The 22,236-nt window shown below is 56.1% G+C and carries 19 protein-coding genes; 8 read left to right on the top strand and 11 right to left on the bottom strand.

Annotated elements, in window-relative coordinates:
• Window positions 1–115 precede the first annotated feature (115 nt).
• Both FFS64_RS15105 and FFS64_RS15100 read right to left on the bottom strand, forming a co-directional pair.
• Entirely contained in the window at window positions 116–1,126 is a 1,011-nt protein-coding gene (locus tag FFS64_RS15105; RefSeq protein WP_137806049.1) for a Kiwa anti-phage protein KwaB-like domain-containing protein, read from the bottom strand.
• A complete protein-coding gene (locus tag FFS64_RS15100; protein WP_137806048.1) occupies window positions 1,119–1,754 on the bottom strand; it encodes a hypothetical protein in 636 nt (211 codons plus the stop codon). Before FFS64_RS15100 ends, FFS64_RS15105 begins: the two co-directional genes overlap by 8 nt.
• A 231-nt stretch (window positions 1,755–1,985) precedes the next feature.
• Here FFS64_RS15100 and FFS64_RS15095 point away from each other — a divergent pair, with 231 nt between their 5' ends.
• From FFS64_RS15095 to FFS64_RS15070, 6 genes are all read left to right on the top strand, one after another.
• A complete protein-coding gene (locus tag FFS64_RS15095) occupies window positions 1,986–2,315 on the top strand; it encodes a hypothetical protein (protein WP_137806047.1) in 330 nt (109 codons plus the stop codon).
• 92 nt (window positions 2,316–2,407) lie between these two features.
• Entirely contained in the window at window positions 2,408–3,376 is a 969-nt protein-coding gene (locus FFS64_RS15090) for a DUF932 domain-containing protein (RefSeq protein WP_137806046.1), read from the top strand.
• Window positions 3,377–3,452: 76 nt separating this feature from the next.
• Window positions 3,453–4,457, top strand: a complete 1,005-nt coding sequence (locus FFS64_RS15085) for a YqaJ viral recombinase family protein (protein ID WP_137806045.1) — start codon at window positions 3,453–3,455, stop codon at window positions 4,455–4,457.
• An 85-nt stretch (window positions 4,458–4,542) separates the two neighbouring features.
• Window positions 4,543–5,436: a hydrolase or metal-binding protein gene (locus FFS64_RS15080; RefSeq protein ID WP_137806044.1), complete on the top strand. Its 894-nt coding sequence runs from the start codon at window positions 4,543–4,545 to the stop codon at window positions 5,434–5,436.
• Between the two features lie 56 nt (window positions 5,437–5,492).
• Complete coding sequence (locus FFS64_RS15075) at window positions 5,493–5,681, top strand: hypothetical protein (protein ID WP_137806043.1); 189 nt, start codon at window positions 5,493–5,495, stop codon at window positions 5,679–5,681.
• Window positions 5,682–5,739: 58 nt separating this feature from the next.
• Window positions 5,740–6,063, top strand: a complete 324-nt coding sequence (locus FFS64_RS15070) for a hypothetical protein (RefSeq protein ID WP_137806042.1) — start codon at window positions 5,740–5,742, stop codon at window positions 6,061–6,063.
• A gap of 9 nt (window positions 6,064–6,072) precedes the next feature.
• Here FFS64_RS15070 and FFS64_RS15065 read toward each other — a convergent pair whose 3' ends face one another.
• Window positions 6,073–6,420 (bottom strand): helix-turn-helix domain-containing protein, encoded by a 348-nt coding sequence (locus FFS64_RS15065; protein WP_137806041.1) that lies wholly within the window; start codon window positions 6,418–6,420, stop codon window positions 6,073–6,075.
• 139 nt (window positions 6,421–6,559) lie between these two features.
• Here FFS64_RS15065 and FFS64_RS15060 point away from each other — a divergent pair, with 139 nt between their 5' ends.
• Window positions 6,560–6,913, top strand: a complete 354-nt coding sequence (locus FFS64_RS15060) for a hypothetical protein (RefSeq protein ID WP_137806040.1) — start codon at window positions 6,560–6,562, stop codon at window positions 6,911–6,913.
• 125 nt (window positions 6,914–7,038) lie between these two features.
• Window positions 7,039–7,830 carry a hypothetical protein gene (locus FFS64_RS15055; RefSeq protein ID WP_137806039.1) on the top strand — a complete coding sequence of 264 codons (792 nt, stop codon included), beginning with the start codon at window positions 7,039–7,041 and terminating at the stop codon, window positions 7,828–7,830.
• Window positions 7,831–8,148: 318 nt separating this feature from the next.
• Here FFS64_RS15055 and mcrC read toward each other — a convergent pair whose 3' ends face one another.
• The 8 genes from mcrC to FFS64_RS15010 all read right to left on the bottom strand — a co-directional run bounded on the left by mcrC (window position 8,149) and on the right by FFS64_RS15010 (window position 22,236).
• Window positions 8,149–9,270 (bottom strand): 5-methylcytosine-specific restriction endonuclease system specificity protein McrC, encoded by a 1,122-nt coding sequence (gene mcrC, locus FFS64_RS15045; protein WP_137806037.1) that lies wholly within the window; start codon window positions 9,268–9,270, stop codon window positions 8,149–8,151.
• A complete protein-coding gene (locus FFS64_RS15040; protein WP_137806036.1) occupies window positions 9,267–11,489 on the bottom strand; it encodes an AAA family ATPase in 2,223 nt (740 codons plus the stop codon). Before FFS64_RS15040 ends, mcrC begins: the two co-directional genes overlap by 4 nt.
• Before the next feature lie 10 nt (window positions 11,490–11,499).
• Entirely contained in the window at window positions 11,500–14,487 is a 2,988-nt protein-coding gene (locus tag FFS64_RS15035; protein WP_137806035.1) for a type I restriction endonuclease subunit R, read from the bottom strand.
• A complete protein-coding gene (locus FFS64_RS15030) occupies window positions 14,484–15,674 on the bottom strand; it encodes a restriction endonuclease subunit S (protein WP_137806034.1) in 1,191 nt (396 codons plus the stop codon). The genes FFS64_RS15035 and FFS64_RS15030 overlap by 4 nt, the downstream gene beginning before the upstream one ends.
• Window positions 15,667–17,193 (bottom strand): class I SAM-dependent DNA methyltransferase, encoded by a 1,527-nt coding sequence (locus tag FFS64_RS15025; protein ID WP_137806033.1) that lies wholly within the window; start codon window positions 17,191–17,193, stop codon window positions 15,667–15,669. The genes FFS64_RS15030 and FFS64_RS15025 overlap by 8 nt, the downstream gene beginning before the upstream one ends.
• Window positions 17,190–18,686 carry a class I SAM-dependent DNA methyltransferase gene (locus FFS64_RS15020; RefSeq protein ID WP_137806032.1) on the bottom strand — a complete coding sequence of 499 codons (1,497 nt, stop codon included), beginning with the start codon at window positions 18,684–18,686 and terminating at the stop codon, window positions 17,190–17,192. Before FFS64_RS15020 ends, FFS64_RS15025 begins: the two co-directional genes overlap by 4 nt.
• Before the next feature lie 65 nt (window positions 18,687–18,751).
• Entirely contained in the window at window positions 18,752–20,161 is a 1,410-nt protein-coding gene (locus tag FFS64_RS15015) for a DNA-processing protein DprA (protein WP_137806031.1), read from the bottom strand.
• Window positions 20,158–22,236, bottom strand: coding sequence for a RecQ family ATP-dependent DNA helicase (locus tag FFS64_RS15010; RefSeq protein ID WP_137806030.1), 2,079 nt, complete (start codon window positions 22,234–22,236; stop codon window positions 20,158–20,160). The genes FFS64_RS15015 and FFS64_RS15010 overlap by 4 nt, the downstream gene beginning before the upstream one ends.

The following is a 22,236-nucleotide window of genomic DNA, read 5'->3' as shown; positions in this document are numbered from 1 at the left end:
AGCCCAATAGATAGTTCTTATGAACCATAGCCACCATCAACACAGAAATCACAAATACAAAAGACCTATTCAGACCACCCACAACATACAGAATTAATAATTAAGAGCCAAAACATCAACTCATTTTAACCAACACACTCCCAGAATTAGATCCATATGTCTTACCTGTAACCATACCTTGTTTGTAATAGTCATTGAGCAGCTTCAAAAAGTCCTCTACATCATCCTTGTTTTCGATAAGGACTCTTCCATCTGAAGTAGACTTCAACTCGCGCCCTTCATACTGAAGAAGCATCTGCTTCATATTCTCAACTTCAGCAACACCGATTTGGGCATGATTGTTATTTTTAGCAATATTCGCCAGGGCTCGCATCATAGATGGCTTTGACGTGACTTCTGCCCGAACAATCTCTAAACCTTCGACTACAGAATGATTACTTATTATCTCTAAAGTCTCGTTTGACAGTTCAACAAACTCATCTTCTAGCTCGGCAATTTTTTCGAATGCAGCTTTTGAGAAAATCAAAAACGAATCACCTTGCAAGACGCAATCAAATTTATCTTCGAAAGTAATGTGTTCAGTCTTAATTTCCACCAACTTAGGGTCTGTGGAGTCGAAGTGAGCCTTAATTTTCTTCCCAAATCCTTGCGGCGTATCTGTAGCAACGCTTGTAGCCGTTAGCTTTTTGAAAAACAAGGCTTTCGTCTTTCCACCATCAATCGTACTTACAATCTTAACGCAGTAGCACCATATATTCTTTTTTAGCTCACCCAAGGAAACAGCGGATTTTATTTCCGTGCCGTTGAGGATTTTCTTCCAGGTATGATCTGAAACCTTTAGCTTTTCAGCCTCATCATACTTGAACAGAGCTTTTGGCATGTCATCGGAGATGACAGCATATTTCTGAGCCACTGCCGAAGATTCTATATACTTCTCGACTTGTGCCTTTGCGGACTTGAGAAAGAATTCATTGATTTCTTTCGAGGCATCCAACCTACTAAGCGTATAGCTAAAACCTTTTTTCTTATTTTCAGTCTTGGCTTTTCTTTGTATAAAGAACACTTCAAACGAAAGATTTTGTTGGTTTATTAAATCCTGAACGGTGTTCAAAGCTTCGCTACTCATCCTTCCTCCCCAAATCTATACCGAAATACAATCTGTGGGCAATTCGCTTCATTTTGAGCAAATCACCTTCCTCCATAAACTTTTCTTTCGTTAAAATTATTATTCTCTTCTTTGCTCCTGCTAGGCTTTCGACCTCTACGTGATAGAGGGAATACCAAAAACTCAAAGTTGGGTTTATAAGTATCATTGATGAGTTGACGTAAATTGTATACGTTACGCACATCAAAGTGATTATTGGTATTAGCTGGGCAGGGTCAGCGGGATCTTGAAACACGAAAGGGATAATATAAGTAAATAGATAGGCAATTGATTCTGAGTTTTTATTTTCCACGTCCACCACCTTGGAAATTTCGCCGCTTTCCTCTGCTCTCTCTACGAGATTTTGGAGCAAAACCATCAAGAAAATAACAGCCAAAACCGAGATTATTATAAGCGTGGTAGCCACACCGAATTTCTTTGCGAAATTCATCCAGGCATCGCTGTTGAAACCTCCAAAACTAAGGTAGTCGCTGTTTTTATAGAATTGCTGAAAAATAATTATCAAAAACAACGGAATGTAAGACACCAGGAAAAGGGTAAGCCTTCCCAGCCGCGTCAGTCCGTGCCTTCTGTCCCTACTGCTCTGCATTGGACGATTCCCTGTGCCTTAACACGAGATCTTAGCTGATAGGTGACTACCCTCCAATCAGAATCCTATCCAGACGCTCAGCCTGATTCGTTGAGTAGTGCCAAAACGTCGCATACGGAAAATTGCCTCTAAAATTCCTATACCAAATCCTAGATGCCGAGTCGGATTCAATTCGAGAAAAACTCAGCCCTACATAACCGCAATGACATAACCACCAGAGAGGTTCGCCCCATGTCATTGCAGTGCCCTCGCTGTCATTCCCCCAAAGTCGCTTCCTTCCACCACGCCATGAAAGTCGGTGCAGCCGTAGGCACCGTGGGCGGTATTGCCCGTGGCGTCAGCGCTGCCCTGGCTGGTGGTCAGGCTGGTGCAGCTCTCGGTGCTTTAGCCGGGCCTGTCGGCATCACCCTCGGCTCAATGTCGGGCGCCATCCTCGGAGGCCTAGCCGGCGGTGTTGGCGGCTGCGCGCTCGGTGCCCAACTGGGTGAGTCGCTCGACCGCCACGTTCTGGCCCACAACCTCTGCCTACTCTGCGGCCACCGCTTCAACCTCCCGGCCTGACCAGGTCACTTTCCCTTCTATCTATTACGTCCGGACGGTGTTGCGCTCTACGCGGCACTTTATGCCGGCGTGCACCCAAAGGAATCACAACCATGGCTCATCTCGTCGAAACAATGGCCTATGCTGGCGCAACTCCCTGGCATGGCCTCGGCAATCAACTCACCCAGAAACAGCCCATCGAAGTTTGGCAGCGCGAAGCCGGCATGAACTGGGAAATCAAGGAAAGTCCCGTGCACTTCAAATCTGGCGCGGCCGGCCACCTGGGCGCCATCCATTCTTTCCCGGAACAGAAGGTGCTCTACCGCTCCGACACCAAAGCCCCGCTGTCGGTGGTCTCGCAGCGCTATCACACCGTGCAGCCTCGGGAAGTGCTGGAGTTTTATCGAGATCTCACCGAGGTCTCTGGCTACGAGCTGGAAACGGCCGGCGTACTCAAAGGTGGCCGCAAGTTCTGGGCGCTGGCGCGTACCGGGCAAGGCGCAGCCCTGAAGGACAACGACCAGGTCAACGGCTATCTGCTGCTAGCGACGTCTTGCGACGGCACCCTGGCCACCACGGCAACACCGACAACGGTACGGGTGGTGTGTAACAACACCCTGACCATCGCCCTGGACGGTACCAGCCGAGCCATCAAAGTTCCGCACAACACCCGCTTCGATCCAAAGGCCGTGAAGAAGCAACTTGGCATAGCCGTCTCCGGTTGGGACGAGTTTATGTACCGCATGCGCCATCTCGCTGAACGCAAGGTGCAATGGCATGAAGCTCTGGGTTTCTTCATGAACGTACTGTGCGAGGTCAATCCGAGCAATCAACTACCGGAACAACTGCCTAACGAACGCGCACTGCGCAAGGTACAAGAGCTTTACGAAGGTCGTGGTCGAGGCAGTCAGTTGGACTCGGCACGCGGCACCGCCTGGGGTCTGCTCAATGCAGTCACCGAGTATGTCGATCACGAGCGCCGAGCGCGCAGCAACGAGTACCGCATGGACTCGGCCTGGTTTGGTCAGGGTGCGCAGATCAAACAACGCGCCCTAGATGCTGCTCTGCGTCTCGCCGCCTAATCACACCGCTCATTAACCGCCGCGCTCGGTCAGCTTCGTGCTGGTCGGGCGTTTTTTATGTCTGCAGGTAAACACGATGAAAGCAACGTCATTGAACTGCCGTACCCGCAAAGCACCCCCTGCCCTGCGCTTGGTCAGCACCAAGGAGCTACCGCGCGAGGACTGGCTGCAAATCCGCAAACAGGGCATCGGTAGTTCGGATGCCGCCGCTGCTGTGGGGCTGAACCCCTATAAATCGCAATTGGAGCTGTGGCTGGAGAAGACCGGCCGCGATGCCGGGCTGCCGAAGGCCGATCCTCAGGATGAGGAAAGCCCGCTGTACTGGGGCAATGTTCTGGAGCCCATCGTGGCCTGGCACTACAGCAAGCGTACCAAGAATAAGGTGCGACGGATCAACGCCGTACTGCAGCATCCGAATCCCGAGTTCTCCTGGATGCTAGCCAACATCGACCGCGAGGTGATCGGCGCGGACGACGTGCAGATCCTCGAATGCAAGACCGCCGGCATAAACGGGGCACGCCTCTGGAAGGAAGGCGTGCCCGAGTATGTACAACTACAGGTAATGCACCAACTCGCCGTTACCGGCAAACAGGCGGCGGATGTGGCAGTGCTGCTGGGCGGTCAATCTCTGGAGGTCCACCGCATTGAGCGTGACAAGCAGATGATCGCTCGCCTGATCGAACTGGAGTGCAAGTTCTGGAGCTACGTGGAAACCGACACCCCGCCGCCAGCCGACGGTAGCGCGTCGGCCGAGGCGGCATTGCGCTGCTTGTACCCGGAGGACAACGGCCAGACCGTCGACTTCAGCGGCCATGCAGGGTTGGCCGCGGCCTACCTGGAGCTCAAGGCCGTGCGCCAATCCATCGGAGAGAAGGAAACGCGCGAGGCCCAGCTCAAGCAGATGCTGCAACAGGCCATCGGCGAGGCCACCCGAGCGGATTTTTCCAGCGGCTATATCAGCTGGAAGAAATCCAAGGACAGCACCGTGCTTGATATTCAGCAGATGCTGCAAGAGAAACCTTACCTGCAGGTGCGCTACGCCAAAACCAAGGAAGGCAGTCGCCGCTTCCTGATCAACTAATTCCGCCATTCCTCTTCCCTCCCTTGGCCAGTCCACGCAGTTCTCGCTGCGTGGCTGGCCTTTTTTCATTTCCAGGAGAACCATCATGTTGAAAGGCCTAGCCCTGACGCCACCCGTGCTCGGACGCATCTCCATCGGCAAAGTCGTTGAGAAAAACGGCAAACGCCTCCCAGAGAAAGATGATCAGTTCACCATCACGTCCCAGGTGCAAAGCAGGGATGGCTGGCTGCTTCACCCACTCAACGACGAATTGCGCCAGGGCAAGGAAGACAAGCTGCGCAGCATTCCAGTACGCCTACTGTTCAACGAGCCGGAGCTGAACTTCCGGGCCGATTACACCCTGTTCGACCGGCAATCCGGGCGACCGTTGTGCGTCGGCAATGGTGAAACCTGCAAGCGCATTACCCAGGACGGCATACAGTCTCTGCCCTGTCCTTCGCCCGATGCCTGCCCACTGGCCAAAGGCGGTGCCTGCAAGCCTTATGGCCGACTGAATGTGATCATTGGCGATGAGGACTCGTTGGGTAGCTTTGTTTTCCGCACAACGGGTTTCAACAGCATCCGCACCCTGGCCGCTCGGCTGCATTACTTTCAGGCGATCTCGGGCAACCGCCTGGCCTGCCTGCCGCTGGAGCTGCGTCTACGAGGTAAGTCGACGCGCCAGAGCCATGGCACGCCGATCTTTTATGTCGACCTCACGGTACGCAGTGGCATGGACATGACCGAAGCGCTGCAGAAGACGAGCGAGCTCGATACACAGCGACAAGCAGCAGGTTTCGACCAGATGGCACTGGACGACGCAGCTCGCCGGGGCTTCGGCAACGGAGCCTTCGAGGACAGCGAGGAGGACAGTCGCGCCGTGATCGAGGAGTTCTTCACAAACTCGGAGCCCACCAGTACCGCAGGCCAGGGCGAATCGCAGCCAGCTCCCAACTCCCTCGCGGGCAAACTGGAAGCCCTCGCCTCACAGGCCCACTGAATCTAGCCTGTCTGTGCTGAGTACATAGGCCAGGCAGAACCACTTGGAGATCCGCCATGTCCCTACTGAGATTCCTGCTCTGCTTGTTCATCTTCATCGGCGCGCTCGCCGCCACCGGGGAGCTGGCACTGAGCATTCTGCTCATGCTGCGCTTCCCGCCGCTGTTACTGGCCGTGGTCCTGGCCTGCTGGATCCTGAGTCGCTTGCTCAGGCTGTTGCCCCCTGGCCAGGGCAATCCCAACTGAAATGAGCCAAATCATCGTCAGCGGCCATGCACACGGCCGCTTTACAGGAGAGTGAATCATGCTTCGACACTGCTTGATCTGCGACTCCAAGGCCATCTTGACTAGGGAAGCCGCCAAGGGCATCGCACTGCTGCTCGGCCTGGCTGACAGCGCGTTACGAGAAGCGCAGAAAGCCAATGAAAATACCCAAGCGCCAGGCAGCCATCTGCTCATCAATGGGTTGGCCGCCATTACTCCCGCCTATCCATCGGCATTGCAGGTAGCCGAGGATGTCGCCAAATATCACTTCGCGGGGTTCAACTGCTTGTGCCTGCGCTGCGGAGCTCTGTTCGACGAACCTGGGACACAGGAGGCCTCCGAAACAACAAAGCAACCGCCGTGACTGAGCCAATCAGTCGCGATCAAGCCTGACAACAAGACGCTCCACCATGTCCATGACAAAGTCGCGGTCATGTGCCTCCAGTCTGGACAGCAGGTCATAGAGCCGGCGCGTCTGGTCCTCTGGGCGCGAACTCCCCTCGGTAAGCAGGTCGGCCGCTTCACACCCAAAAACTTCCGCTAATTCGACCAAGCGCTCGATGTTAGGCATGACAATCCCACGCTCGATACGTGATACGGCCTCACTTCCAATCCCAAGCTTTTCCGCAACCTGTTCCTGGTTCAGCTTGCAACGAACACGCTGACGAGCAATTGCTTGACCAACAAGCTCCGCCAGCTTCTTCGATTCATTTTTTGACATGCCACCCTCCAGTTCAACCTGGATGGTTGGTCATCAACCTGTTGACATGAAGGACCTCCCAAACCGAGACTCACCCCAAAAGGTTGATATTCGACTTTTTCTCTAAACCACCACCTCATGCAGGGAGCTCAGAAAAACCATGATCGTCGTAACCGGTCTGAATGAAGCGCAGATTGAAGGTCTTGTGAAAAGCAAAGCGTCCTTCGAGATCCACGGCCTCAGGGGCAATTTCATGGCGGGTATCAAACTTGTCGAAACCAAGATTGAAAGCCTGGGACTGAAGTGTCGAGTCACAAGTGACGTGAAAAGTACTGTGGTACAGGGCGGCGCCCTTGGTGCTGTATTCAGCGTCCTGTCAACACCTGCAACATTGACCATAGCAACATTGACGGCCGCAGTAGGTGTGGGCCATGCGCTAGTCACTTACAACCCCGACTACGAAATCCTCAAAGACTACGTCAATAAAAAACTCAGGGTCACGTACAAAAAATAGCTCTCAGATAGTTACCGAAAGCGACATTGATTGCCCCACGACACGCCGGGGTTCGCCTTCATCATCGGCCGTTAAACGGCCTGCTCTTATTTCGCACTCGACAAAAGCAACAAACTGGAGAACCTATGAAACGGATACTCAGCATCCTTCTGCTCGCTTTCTGCGCCAACGCAAACGCCGTCGTGGATCATTACGCATGGGGCAACATCGCCTTCCCAGACGAGACCTCTACCAACGGTCTTCCCGAAGCTATTCCGTGTATCGCCAAGAAATCCTTCAACGGCCAACCCATGATCAAGTGCACCTGGCTGGAGACCTCCCGCGAAGTGCTCATCTGGGATGCCCAGCGCCAGCAGGACCGGCGCTATGTCAACCAAGTAAGTGGTACGTGTCTGCGCGGTAAGTGCCGGACAAACACTACCTTGGTAGGTGAGTGGAATCAGGATGCCTTCTTCGCGCTGTCGATCTGGTATCGCATCGGCATCAGCACCGACGGCAAGCCAGTGGCCTACCGTGTCGATACCTCTCGCCAGGTGTCGTACGCCAAAGCCGGTTCTATCCTGTACCAGTTCTACCTGGATATTGGCGTACCTGATAATCAGCTCGTCCCCACGTTTGACGGGCGCTATGAAGGCGGCTACGCAGCTTGGCAAGCACAGAAAGGAGGTACTCAAAAAGCGGCTGTACAGTCACCAGCTACCCCGCCCCAATCCGAATGGCCGGATGTAAAAAGTGCGTGGTGCAACCCGCGCATGGATGATGACTGCTACATCAACGAGAAGAGGGTTCCAATCGCAGAACTGGGTAAATGGTTGCCCGACATCAGCGAATCGAATGCCGATCAGCTAGGCGGCCACTGCGAAACCATCCTCTGCTTCGACAAGGATGACCAACCGATGGGTTACCTACTGCAATAACGACCCTGAGCCCCCTGGACACAGGCGAGCGATAGGGGGCGTATACCCCCTATCGCTTTCACGTCGGCTCTTATTTTTTGGCCAAGTGCATAGCTGACCAGCTACTCACCTAGCGCCAATGATAGGGATGTTCTTTTTTGTGAGTCGGGCAGAATCTACGACCCATTGAGCTCGCATCCGAAGACTTATGAAACTACTCAACACCTACGACGACCGCGACGACGCTGAAGAAGCCGCCGAGAAGCTAACAGGCGAGCAGCGCCTCGCCAGTGAGCGCACCGTACCGCTCTTGGTAAATGAAGTCGCCAGCTCAGCTTGCTACATCGTCGCAGCACAAATATTCATCAGTTGGGTTCGGATTTCTGTAGCTGAAGCAGCCAAATCAACTGTGGCAAACCGAATGGCATGCCCCTGAATCACAACCGTTTCGTCGACCGACAGGCCGATCGCGGGATGTAGCAGTAATCCGCTGGCGCAATCGGCAAGAGCATCGCCACGCCCTACCTGAGACCGCAGGTAGGCGTAGATTTGGTACACATAGCCGCTGCGCAGGGTTTCCTCGCGGTACCAGCCACTCGTCACGATTGATGTGAACTTGGTGTCGATGACGATTCGCCGCCCAGTTGATGGGTGGTCGAGAACAACGTCAGTTCGCATGGAGGGCAAGATCTTGTCGATCCCAGCGGTTTTTTGCTCAATTTTCCAGCCGAGTGCGCCACCGCACTTTACCCGCCACCCCTGAGGACTTAGCACCACATCGTAGAGCCCGCCTACAGCCCGCTCGAACAATCGGCGCACCCAAGTCACCTCTCGATCTGGCAAAGTGAGTACATTCGCCCCAGACACTTCAGCCGGTATCGCCAAGTCAAATGCCAGCTTCGCGGCTGCCACCATGAATCGGTCGTCTGCATCATTACGCCCAAAACGATCGGTGCTCATTTGAGCTCGCGTGGGTACCTCGCCAGATACCCCCATCGCCTTCATGCCACTCGCGAGTGAGCGGCATCGATGTGCAAGTTCCCTTCTCCGCACGATTCTGGAGATGGATTCCAGAGCCGCTCGGACAAAGCGATTGCGGGGCGTGTCGATAGTCAGCTCATCGAATCGGCATGCTACCAAGCCGCGATCCAACAACTGATGGCGTTCGCTAGTCAGAACATCGATACGGCCCCGAACACGATTAATCACGGCATCACGAGAACGGTAGCCAAGACTTAGCCTGCGCCGTTGCCTTACCTCAACTGCATGAGCAAGAATCTCCGCAACCAGATCCGGCAGATCGTCAGGACTGTCTTCCAAGCCGACCTTGCCGATATCACAAGTGCGAAACAGGTCCGAGGCATATAGCATCAGCAGCCAAAGGTTGCGCACCGGAATGCGTCCGATGAAGCCGTCGGCACTCGCGGACACGCTATCCACCTGCTCTGCGACGATGCTCACCACCACCCCTGTGTCAGCCGTGCAATCGCCTTTTGTGCTTCGTCGGGCGCGTCAAACCAATATTCATCCAGCAACGGGCCGATCTCCGTTTCTACGACCTGCTGGAACCACTTCTTCGTGTCTCCCGACTCCAGGCGATGCGCAGGTGTCACATAGCTGTGGCCAATCCGGAACTGCTTACCAAGACGGACATCCGCCGCAATCTGATCATTCAGCTTGGAAAATCGTTGCTCGATATCCTCCACCAAGACTGGATCAACCGCACACTCTTTGACCACCCAGTCCCGCCACACGAGCCCCAGCCTCGGCTCCAATCCAATGAAAGCGAAGCGGCGACGCAGCGCCAGATCGACTAGCGCGAGTGATCTGTCCGCGATGTTCATGGTGCCGATAACATACAAATTTTCGGGAATGTGGACAGGACGACGCTTACCATCTGCATCCGGGTAGCAGAGCTCCAATGCTTCGCTGGGCGTGCGCTTCCCAGCTTCCAGCAGCGTCAACAGCTCTCCGAAGATCTGCGCGGGGTTACCACGATTGATTTCCTCAATCACAACAACAAACTTCGAAGACGGGTCTTTGCTGGCAGCCTTAATCGCTTCCATGAAGACACCGTCCGCGAGCGACAATTTACCTTCACCAGTCGGGCGCCAGCCTCGTACAAAGTCCTCGTAGGACAAGTTGGGATGGAATTGAACCGCCCGAACTTTACTATCGTCCTTCTGCCCCACAAGCGCGAAGGCCAGCCGCTTAGCCAGCCAAGTTTTTCCTGTGCCCGGAGGCCCCTGCAGGATCAGGTTTTTCTTGGCTCGCAGCCGATCGAGCAGAAGGTCGATCTCGGTCCGAGCAAGGAAACACCCATCCCTGAGAATATCTTCGACCAAGTACGGGATAATTGGCGCTGCCACTTGAAAGGCTTCGCTAAACGCACTTGCAGCTACTTGGTCTTCAGCGCTGCCTTCTTCAGCCTCGCCAGATGGCACAGGTTCGTCGTCTGGGTCCTTGTACATCCAGGACTCTAACGACAAGTCCGGAAAGCTGTGGACGGGATAATCGTCTTCGCTGAAGCGCGCGCGCAGATCGTCAACCAGCTTCAGATAGCTCCCGGCATCACAGGGGCCTTGCTGACCACTGATGGCGACATTCAGACCGAGCCGCTTGTTGATGTAGTGACGCGACTGGCTATCGAGGGTCAGAAACTCCCACGGATGTGTCCAGTAAAGGCCTGTCGAGAGATTCCAGGCAACGCCCCACACTTGGGTCGCCTCGTCGTAAGCTTGGATGAAAGCATCTCGGGTACCCGGCTGGTCGTCTTCCACTATGCTGTGCGCGGCCACGAACACTTTCCACAAAGTGTCAATGTCGCTCGCTCCGCGCTTGTCGGAGTAGGCAAAAAACCAGGAGCGCTGATTGTTGAGGACGGGAATGCCCTCGAATGAAGGCGGAACAGGAACGGTTACACCCAGCAACTTGGCCAACTCTCTCGCTATGGTTTTGCGATTGGCATCGGTCATGGACCGGTTGAAAGTCCCCATCGTGGTGAACGGGCAAATATCCCGCAGCGGGCCACTGGTGCCATCTGGAAACTTGTCCTGCAGGTAACCGAGTCCCGGCACACGCGAACCAATCTTGTGGATACCCTCGATGAGCAGGGTTCGGTCGTCCGCGTAAGTCAGCAGTTTTTCGGCCACCGCTTCATAGAACTCCGTCCACTGAAAGCGCTGCTTGTCCGACAAAACCGACCCAAAGCGCTCACGCCAATAGGGCTCATTGCGAAAGCGATCCACATCCTGCAACTGTTTGTCGAAGGCGAACGCGATCAACGCGTCGTTCATCCAATCGCCTGGAATCACACGCCAGATGGTGGCCCGGAAGGTATAGAAATACCACTCACGCACCCCTTCTATCGGCAACCACTGCACTTGCACCCGCTCGCCATCGTGCGGATTGTCGAGGATGGTACCAATGGCCTTGATGCCAAGGACGGAAACAGTGCGCCCTCGGTTATCGAACGGTAGCCCATGTTTTCGCGTATAGGCGGCCTTAATGGCAATCCGCTCTCCGGGGCGCATAGAGCGAACCAGAGCCATTTCCTTGTCGTTCGGTTTACTGATCTCCCAAAGCCCTTGAGAAAGAAAACGTTCGCTCTGGTCGTTGGTGTGTCCAAAGCTGGCACCGACAAACCAGGTCGTGCTCGCCATGCTGTCACTGGTGATCATCCATGCCCCCTTAGTAATACTGTCGGATGTAGCTATAGGCTTTCTCGAACAGTTCTTCATCCGCATGCAGCTTGTACTTGAAGAGGGCCTTGCGCAGTGCCTTCTTCACTTCGCGCTCACCGGCTTGGGTTCCCTGCCAACCAGGGAAGCGCACCAGGCGCACGATCTCGTCGATGTCCGCGACTACCCGCTCGACCATGATCGGCGTATCAGCCGTCTTGACCTCGTTGAACAGCTCGGTCAGTGCTGCCTTGCCGCGATCCTCGTCCTCTTCAGGAGGTATTTCTTTCTCGGCCTGGCGCGTTTCCTTGGCGATCTCCAGCAAAGCTTTCAAAAACTCCACGCTGTTGATCTGTCCGGACTCGAAGCGATCTTTCAAAGCATCGAGCCGCTCCGATAACTGCTTGAACTTGGGGTTGCCACTGTGCCCACGAAGCCGGCGCTTAAGCTTGATCTCGATTTCCTTCGCCTTCTTCGGGTCAGGGTTCGAGAGAACTGCCTCTAGCAAATCGGCGTCCAGCACAAGGGTGTCGAGGTCATCGCGCACCGCATCCACATGCACGTTCTGGTGAATCAGCTCGATAGTCTTGGCGCCTAGGGAGTGCCAGATCAGCTTGCCGTGACCGCTGGAAGGCTGCACCGACTGATACACCTGTGACAGCCACTTGTAGTTTTTCTCGAAGGGTCCTAGCACCAAGTCGGGCGACAATGCCTCCCAGATCTTGTTGAGTATGCTGTATTCGGCGGCAAAGTTGTCCCGCACCTCGTTGTTCGGCAAACACTCCTGCGCGGCCATCAGGCCTTCATAGCCTTGCTGGTCACGGTCGACGCCGGGGAAGAAGGCCAGGCACTTCTGTATGGCTTCGGGCAGCTTGTCCTTCAGCTCTTGGATGTTGCTAACAATCTGTTTGACGCTCTGGTCATCGAACTCCAACGCAGCGGCCACATCGTCGAAGATGCCCAGATAGTCCACGATCAGGCCATGGGTCTTCTGCTCAGAGTAGGTCCGGTTCACCCGGCAGATCGCCTGCAACAAGGTGTGGTCACGCAACGGCTTGTCTAGGTACATCGCCTGCAAGATCGGCGCATCAAAGCCGGTCAGTAGCTTGGCTGTGACAATGATCAGCTTCAGCGGGTCGGCCGGGTCGCGGAAGCGGTCGAGCAGCCGTTCCTCTTCATCGCGCGTGCGGTCGTAAGCAGCGTACGCCGGGTGCGTCTTCTTATCCGCGGCCTGCACCGACATCACGATGTCGGTGGCCTCCGGTGGCAGCAGCTTATCCAACTCTGCCTTGAACAGCAGGCACGACTCCCGGTCGAAGGTGACGATCTGACCCTTGAAGCCATTGGGCTCTACCTTGCCCTGAAAGTGCTGAACAATGTCCTCACATACCTTGCGGATACGCTCAGGCGTTTTGACCAACACGGCCATCTTTGCGGCGGTCTTGGCGAGGTTGTCCTTGTCCAGGTCCGTCAGGCCACCGGTCAAATCCTTGTAGGCTGCGTCGAGGGCAGCCTTGTCGATGTGCAGGTCGATCAGGCGCGGTTCGAAGTGCAGTTTCAGCGTAGCGCCGTCGCGGATCGACTCTTCGAAGCCGTAGCGGCTCATGTAGCCCTTTTCGTCTTCGTCGGCACCAAAGGCGTAAAAGGTGTTGCGGTCGGCGCGGTTGATGGGTGTGCCGGTCAGGCCGAACAGAAACGCATTGGGCAGGGCCTCGCGCATCTTGCGACCCAGGTCGCCTTCTTGCGTGCGATGGGCTTCGTCCACCAACGCAATGATGTTGCTGCGATCATTCAGGCTGCCTGTGGCCTCGCCGAATTTGAAGATCGTGGTAATGATGATCTTGCGCACATCCTGCGCCAACAGTTGCTGCAGCTTCTCGCGTGTGTCGGCCTTTTCCAGATTGGGAATGTCCGCCCCCGTGAAGGTGCCGGTGATCTGGCTGTCGAGATCAACTCGGTCCACCACGATCAACACCGTGGGGTTCTTCAACCCGGCGTGCATCCGCAGCTTTTGCGCGGCAAACACCATCAACAGCGACTTGCCCGAACCCTGGAAGTGCCAAATCAGGCCCTTCTTGGGGTAGCCTGCCAGCACACGCTCGACAATCTTATTGGCCGCCTCGTACTGCTGATAGCGGCAGATGACCTTGATACGGCGCTTCTTTTTGTCTGTCGCAAATAAGGTGAAGCTGCCCAGAATGTCCAGCACCACATTCGACCGCAACATGCTCTCGGCCGACAGCTTGAGTGACTTCAGCGGATGGTGCTGCGCATCGCCTCCATCCAAATGCCACGGGCCCCAATCCTTGACCGGCAGCCCGATGGAACCGTAGCGGTAGGACTTACCCTCGGTAGCCACTGAGAACACATTGCAAACGAACAGCTCAGGCACGAACTTCTCGTAGTCGTCGTGCACCTGCACTGCGCCATCCACCCAGCTGATGCACTTCTTAACCGCCGTCTTGGCCTCGATCAGCACCAGTGGCATGCCATTGACCAGCAACACCAGATCGGCGCGACGCTCCGTAGGGCCGGCGCGGTAGATGAACTGCTGGGTGACGATGTACTGATTGTGCGACAGGTCATCCAGATCGATCAGCCGCACCGGCACATGCTCGTTGTTGTGGCCGAAGGGCATGGAGCGCTCGCCGCGCATCCAGGCGGTCATCTCCTCGTTGGCGCGGATCAGGCCATCCGAACGCACCGACAGCACAATGGCCCGCAGCTTGTAGAGCACTTCGTCGGCACGGTCAGGCTGGGCGGCAATCTCCGGGTTCAAGCGGATCAGCGCATCACGTAACCACGGTTCGACCAGTACTTCCTGAATCTGGCGGGGTATTTCAGCCGGTGGTGCATAGCGCCAGCCTATGCCTTTTGGGCTGGGTCCATAGCTGGCCAGCGGCTCTTGGATTGTGTTTGTCGGTGCCGCCTTGGTTGGCCCAGCGAGCAGGTCTCGAACGTAGGCTTCGACAGTATTGGATTCGGTGAATGCAGTCACAGCTCCCCCCCTGCGGAAATTACCTGAAGCAGTAGATTTCTCCTCTCAGTTAGCTTTGCCTTGGCAAGGTCGAGCTGCTCCAGAACTTCCACTAGTTTGACCTGCTCCACCATAGGCGGAACGGGTAGCTGCATGCTTGCCAGTCCACTCGCGGAGAGGTGTGCGATTGAAGTTGTCTTCAAGCAACGCGCTGCAAACTGCTCCGTGTACAGACAATGTTGAAAGAATGCGTGGGCGAACCTGTAGTTCAAATCATCGTGACATCGAAAGCGAAGCAAAGTCATCTGGAAGCAGATGCCAGCCGGGCCACCTTCAAAAATCGCGCTACGGCCTACCAATTCCCTGCTTTGCCCTTCATTCAAGAGAATGTCACCAGTGCGCAGTTCAAACTTGTCGAGATCGCGCTCAGCAAAATGCATCGTCATCAGGTCGGAATAGTCAATGTGACCATCAAAGACATTGGCTACTCGCAGATACGGACGAACATTGGCGCCATCGTGCACACTCGGCTGACGCTTTTGGCCGAGTTGGACATTGCCTGCTTCGCCGACGCGCTTCACACACCAGTGTTTGGGAAACTCATCCTGCGATCCGCGACCTGGGCGAAATGCATCCATAAGCGCCGCCCTCCTAGCAACAGTCAGTGACCGAAGAGCGGACTGGCATGCATGGTCAGCAGCATTCTTAGCTACCAGCCGCTCAAGCAACACCCGTTGCTCTGCGGCTGGCGGTAGATAGAACTCAAAACCCGCCAAACTCGTCCAATTGGTGCGCGGGCTTAGTGATCCCGCCGACGTGCCCACCGCGTGATCGAAAAAATCATCGGTCTGGCAAATAAAAGGAAGCAACTCCGGCAGCAAGACCTGTGCGTCCTGGGTTTCCAGCACGTAGATGTCACCGGAGCACACGCCTGCGAAATCCGCCACGGCCACCTTGCGCTGGTAGGCGCGGCGCTTGCCGAACAGCACCTGCCCGGGCTGAAACACGCTGGTGAAAGTAACGCCGTCGGCGACGTTGCCCCAACTGAGGATGCGTAGATCGCCAGGCTTCAGATGCTCCAGGCCCACATAACGTTCAAAGCCATCAGTCAGCGGATCCTGGCTGCGAGCTTTCGAGAGCCGCACCACATCGCCAAATTTGACCCGGCGCCAGCCGGGCTTCAGGGCTTTATTATTCTTGTCAGACACGTTTGACGTCCTCCGTGATCAGTCCATCCAGCGTTTCTACCAGCACGTCCATCTGCAGCCAGAAAGCGTGGCCATCGATTTGCCATTTATCCCAGGCGGAGCGCAGCGATATAGCATCGCCATTGCTGTCAGTGGCGACGGCGATGGCAATGCGCTTCACATACAGCGGGATCGACAGGTTGCCTGCATTGCTACCGATTTCGGCCAGGGTAGAGACCTTGGCGAAGCCCGGTATATTCGCAAAGGCCTTATAGGCGGTCAGGATGCGCTGCTGGTGTTCTGGCTTCAGGAAGCTCTGCGCACGCTCGCGAGTAACCTCGTTCACCGCGTCGATGAAGATCACCTTACCCTTGCGCGCAGCAGGCTTCTTGCGGTTGCAGATGAGGATGCACGACTCCATCGGGGAGTTGTAGAACAGGTTGGGCCCCAGACCGATGACCGCCTCCACCCAGTCTTGCTCGATCATCTTGGCGCGCATGGCTTGCTCTTCGTTGCGGAACAACACGCCGTGAGGCCAGAGCACGGCACAGCGACCTTTGGCCGTCAGGCTGCTTAGAATATGCTGCTGGAAAGCATAATCGGCACGGCCTTGCGGCGGAGTACCCAGCGTGTTGCGGCCCCACTTATCGCCGCTCCAGGCCTCGCGGCTCCACTGCTTGATGGAATACGGCGGGTTGGCCAGGATCACATCGAACTGGCGAAGGCGATCCCATTCAATGTGCTTGGGCTCGGCCAGTGTGTCGCCCCGAATGATCTCGAAGTCCTCCACGCCGTGCAGAAACAGGTTCATGCGGGCGATAGATGAGGTAATGAGATTACGCTCCTGCCCGTAGAGTTTGAGCGTGCGGTATTCGCCACCGGAGCGCTTCACCTCGTCCAGCGCCGAAATCAGCATGCCGCCAGTGCCGCAGGTTGGGTCGTAGATCGATTCCCCGGCCTGAGGGGCTAACAGCTGCGTCATCAGATGGACGACGGTGCGGTTAGTGTAGAACTCGGCCGCCGTGTGGCCAGAGTCGTCCGCAAACTTCTTGATCAGGTATTCGTAGGCATTACCGAGTTCATCCTCGGGCACGTTGGCGACTGATAGTGTCTGGGTCGAGAAGTGCTCGATGAGGTTCTTCAGCGTTTCATCAGGCAGGCGCTCACGGTTGGTCCAGGGCGCGTCACCAAAGATGCCGTCGAGGAGGTCAGGGTTGGCAGACTCAATGGCGCGCATGGCCCTTTGAATCACAGCGCCTACATTCGTAGCAGCCTGTCTTACATCCTTCCAATGGGCACCCTCAGGAATCTGGAACCTGTGGTTTTCAGAAAACTGGGCGTAAGAGAGGTCGCCGGCATAGTTGGCTAGCGCCGCCTGGTATTCCTCCTCCCATACATCGGCTACACGTTTGTAGAACAGCAGGGGAAAGATGAACTGCTTGTAGTCGCCCGCGTCGATGAGGCCGCGCAGCAGCACGGCTGCGCCCCACAGGTAGCTTTCAAGCTCTTGTTGGGTGATACGTTTGCCTGGATGACTCATTTCAGCCAGTCCCCTTCTGTCATGACCTTCGCGAGCCGTTCCTCGGCCTCACGACAGCGCGTGAGTGCATCCTTGAAAGCCGCAATGGCGTCAGGCAGTGGCGGGATATCTTCTTGCAGCGGCGGCAGGACATAGCGCGAAATGTTCAGTGTCCAATCTTCCGCCTTGATTTCATCAAGGGTGACGACCCTTGCTGCATCCTGCACTTCAGTAAAGTTTTGGTACCAGGCCAAGATTTCGGTAGCGTGTTCCCGTTCAAGGAAGTTTTGGGCACGGCCGCGCTTGAAGAGGCGTGATGCGTCGACGATTAACACTTTATTTTGGTGTTCAGCTGGTTTGCGTTTGCGCAAGACCAGAATGCACGCGGCGAGACCTGTGCCGTAGAACAGATTGGGAGCCAGACCGACAACGGCCTCAACCAAGTCCATCTCTAACAGCTTCTGGCGGATACTGCCCTCAGCGCCTTTGCGAAATAGTGCTCCTTGAGGGAGCACCACTGCCATTCGTCCCGTTGCATCGGCCATCGACTTAACCATGTGCTGAACCCAGGCAAAGTCACCAGAACTAGATGGCGGTAGGCCGGCAAAATTGCGCCCGAACGGGTCATTGCCCCACTGTTCTTCACCCCACTTTTCTAGGGAGAAGGGCGGATTGGCGATCACGCAGTCGAAACTCGCCAAACGGTCGCCCTCGAAGAACGCAGGGTTGCGCAGTGTGTCGCCACGCACTACCTGAAAGTCTTCAATACCGTGTAGGAACAAGTTCATGCGAGCGATGGCAGAGGTCGTGAGGTTTTTTTCCTGACCAAAGAGCTTTCCCCAGAGACGTTTTACGTCACCATGCCGCTCCTGCACGTGCTGCACGGCAGCCAACAACATGCCACCCGTACCACAGGCTGGGTCATAGATAGTGTCAATTTCTTTCGGGTCGAGCATATCGATCATCAGACGCACCACGCTACGCGGGGTATAGAACTCTCCGGCTTTCTTATTTGTGGCGTCTGCGAATTTCTTGATCAGGTATTCGTAGGCGTCCCCCAGTAGATCTGAACTTACATTTCTGTTGCCTAGCGGAAGCTTGGAGAAGTGCTCGATCAAATCCTTAAGAAGTGGATCTGAGAGTCGGTCCTTATTCGACCACTGCGCATCGCCAAAGACGCCATATAGGCTCTCTGGGTTCGCTTTCTCGATCTCGCGCATAGCCCATTGAAGCGCGGAGCCTACGTTGATCGACTTCTCGCGCACATGCTCCCAGTGACAGTAGTCAGGAATCTGGAATCGATGCGATTCAGGGTAGAGAGCCAGCTCTGGATCGCCGCTCTCGTCAACAATTTCACGACTCTCATCATCCCATACGTCGCAGATGCGCTTGAAGAACAGTAGTGGGAAAATGTAGGTCTTGAAGTCAGCCGCATCCACCGGACCACGTAGGATGTTGGCGGACTCCCAAAGGTGGCTTTCGAGCTGACTAAGGGTGATCTGTTGGTCGCTCAAACGCGTAGCCCTTTTTCATAAATGTCGCCGCAGAGCGGCCTATATTCGTGATTGTTCTTCACTGGTTACCCGAAAAGGTTGGATTGCTTGACGATGTAACCCGCTGGCTTCTTCTGCTTCTCGATCAATCCTTCGTCGACGAGACGTTGCAGCCATACCTTGGCCTGCCCGCTTGAGACGTTCAGAGCGGTGGCCACTTCGGTGTCTTTCATCGGTGCGATCAAAAGCTGCCGGATCGTAGTGCGCACTGCTGCGAAAAGCACTTCAGCAGGGGTCGATTCCGGGCGCGAAGATCTATTAACCTCGTCCATCGGTTCCACGCACTCGGGCATGACTGACGGCGGTTCTTCCGATCCCGTAGCCAGTGGTCGTCCACCGGAAACAACGTCGACAGGAGCCGAAAGCTCGCTCGTGACATCGGGTGCTGAAGCGGCGTTGGATTGCACGAGTGCCGCTGGCTTAGCATCGACAGGCGATGGCCCGTCGTTCGCAGATAGCGCAAAACCGGCTTGAGGGGTGGCCGTCGGTGTCGGCTTCGCTGCGTTGAATACCGCCTCTAACGAATCCACGTCTTGCGGGTTCGGCCAAGGAAGAGCACCTTTCTTTCGCAAACCATCCAGCCCGGCGGAAGACTCACTCGCCGATCGCACAAAGACTGGGACGAACTTGAGTTTGTCCAGTTGCTCGACGGCACCAGCCCAAGTACCACCTTTGTTAAGGTCGGAGCTCACTACGAGGGACGTATCAGCCAATGCGTAAATCAGCTTGTTCCGCTGCATGGCATGACCAACGTTGAACCCGGCATTCGGATCGTAGGGCGAAATCAGCACTATCTGACCATCGAGCAGCAAGTTGCGGTGCTCGCGGTTCATGGCAGTCTTTTCCAGGCTATCAGCCAGAACACCACAGACTTTGCCACCGGCCTCCAAGGCCCCGCGCATGGCGGCCTGATCGATACCTTTGGCACCGCCTGAGACAAGCGCTCTCCCTGCCTGAGCAGCGAGCCGACCAACTGCCATCGTGTAATTGATCAGAGAATCGTCCACATGACGCGACCCGACGACAGCAAGCCCACCAGATTCAAGCAAGCTCATGTCGCCACAGCCGTAGAGTACAGCTGGCGAGTCTTCGCGAAGGCGTGCCTTCAAGCGACGCGGATACTCGGCGTCGGCACGGCTAACCACCCAAATGGCACGTGCCTGCCAGTGCTCAACCACTTGGCTCAGCAGGAATCCGCGTCCCAACAACCGCTGCAAACGGCTTTCGTCAATCACCGGCTGGCAGGCACGCAGGATCTCAGCCGCGCCTGACGAGATGAGATCGGATGGTTGCCGTTGGATTTCGCGCAAATGACGTGCGAGGCGTTTGTATTCCCCGGGCGAGAGTAGATCGGATGACGCGGTTCCGCGTCCGGCAATGAGCGGCGCAGTCAGTAGCAGGATCGCCTGCGTGTTGGGTGATAGGACCGGCGTCATTCGTCGTGCCCCGTCTGTGAAAGGGCCATCGGCCAAACCGCGCCACTACCGTTCTTGAGCAGTAGCCACGCAGACACCGTCAGCGTCCAGCGCGAATCGACCATGTCATCAACCAAGAGGACCGGGCCAGGAAGGATGGGCTGGCCGTTAAGTGCGAGCGAGCCATCAATGTTGCGCGCCTGTTGTGTACTGTTTGCCATCGATTTCTGTTCGGGCCTTGCGTCTGTTTTCGTGATGACCATGTGAAACGGCACCCCCAGCGCAGCAGCCAAGCGTTGCGCGAAATCAGGTACCAAACCGGGATGCCGAAGCGAAGGAACGCAGGTCACCCAGGTCGGGGGCGGTTGCGGACTCCACTCGCGGATCATCTTCACGCAAGCAATAACAAGGTCGTCGGAAAAACGGCCATCGTGGTACTTACCTTGTCGAACCAGGCCGCCCCAACCAGCATCACCCCAGACGCAGAGCGCCTTGCCGGATTCGGCCTGATTGGCGGAAGCAATGAATCCCTTGACGCCGTACTGGGGCATTCCGCCGTCCGGCCATTTCTTGCGCGGCTCAATGGGCAAGCTGGTTCGACGAAGAAACGTAACGGCAGCTTTGACCAGTTCGGTATCCACAGTTGTAGGCAATGGCGGTAAGGCAGGTTCTGTTACAACAGTTGGATCACCGTCGAGTGCGCCTATCAGGAACCCCATGTGATCACCAAACGGCAGACCGACGTATTCCTGCATCTGCTGGTGCTCGTCACGCCGCAATGCAGTGAGCCGTTCCGCTCGATCCCAAAAGCCTTCGCTCAGCGTTGCCGCCGTAAGCTGCCACTTGCTGCCTTGCTTGGCGATGGGCGCTGGTGCTTCGAGCGAAAGCAGTGCAATCGTCTTCTCGACACGCCCCTTGCTGAGATTGACTCGGCTTAACAGCTCAGGAACGGACAAGCCGTTGGGTTCTTCTTCTAGCGCCTCTAGGACATCGGCAACTTCCTGTCGGGTCGGGAAGGCACTCCGGATAAACCAGTCAGTGATGTCAGACTCTTCCTCACCGCTGAGCAGCACCCCGTAGGCGGAGTCCAGTGCACGTCCCGCGCGACCGACCTGCTGGTAGTAGGCGACCACCGAACCCGGCATCTGGTAGTGGATGACAAACGCCAGGTCGGGCTTGTCATACCCCATGCCCAAAGCCGTCGTAGCAACCAGCGCTTTGACCTGATTGTTGAGTAGCGCCTGTTCAAGCTGCTCTCGGCGATCACCGGTTTCACCGGTGTAGGCCTCTACGTTGAAGCCTCGGGTCTTCAGCCATTCAGCCACTTGATTGGCGTCACGCACCGTCAGCGTGTAGATGATGCCGTGGCCTTGCAACGTGGCGAGTTGCTCCGCCAGCCATGCAAGGCGTTCGGCTTGGCTGGGTAGGCGGATGGTCTGTAAAGAAAGTGAGGTGCGATTGAGATCGCCCCGGGACACATCGAGCTTGGGCCCGAGCACAGCAGCGAGGTCTTCCATCACCCTGTTGTTCGCCGTCGCCGTCGTAGCGAGGAGTCGAAGATTGGGCGGCAGCGTCTTGACGATACGTTCCAGCAGCCGGTAGTGAGGACGGAAGTCGTGCCCCCAATCGGAAATGCAGTGCGCTTCGTCGATGACCAGCATGGAAATCTGTGCGGCGATACCCGCCAACACCTGGGTGCGGAAGCGCTCGTTTGCCAGGCGCTCGGGCGAGATCAACAGAATGTCGATTTCCCCCCTGGCCAGTCTGCCCTCGACTGCCGTCCAGTCATCCATGTTGTCGGAGTTGATCGTGGCGGCGCGAACACCCATTCGCTCCGCCGCAGTGACCTGGTTTCGCATCAGCGCCAGCAGCGGCGAGATCAACAACGCAGGCCCGGCACCGGCCTCGCGCAGCAACTTGGTCGCGATAAAGTAGACAAAACTCTTACCCCACCCAGTCATCTGCACGACCAACAAGCGGCCTTTGCCTTCGACGATGTGGCGAATGGCATCTTCCTGGCCATCACGGAAAGTAGAATCAGCACGCCCGGAGCCGACCCGAAGAAGTTCCAGCGCGCGTTTTGGATCGTAGGCCAC

The sequence above is a fragment of the Pseudomonas sp. G(2018) genome (assembly GCF_005502415.1).
Taxonomy (GTDB): domain Bacteria; phylum Pseudomonadota; class Gammaproteobacteria; order Pseudomonadales; family Pseudomonadaceae; genus Aquipseudomonas.
The sequence above is the reverse complement of the archived record's forward strand: the minus strand, read 5'-3'. Positions and strand labels throughout refer to the sequence as shown.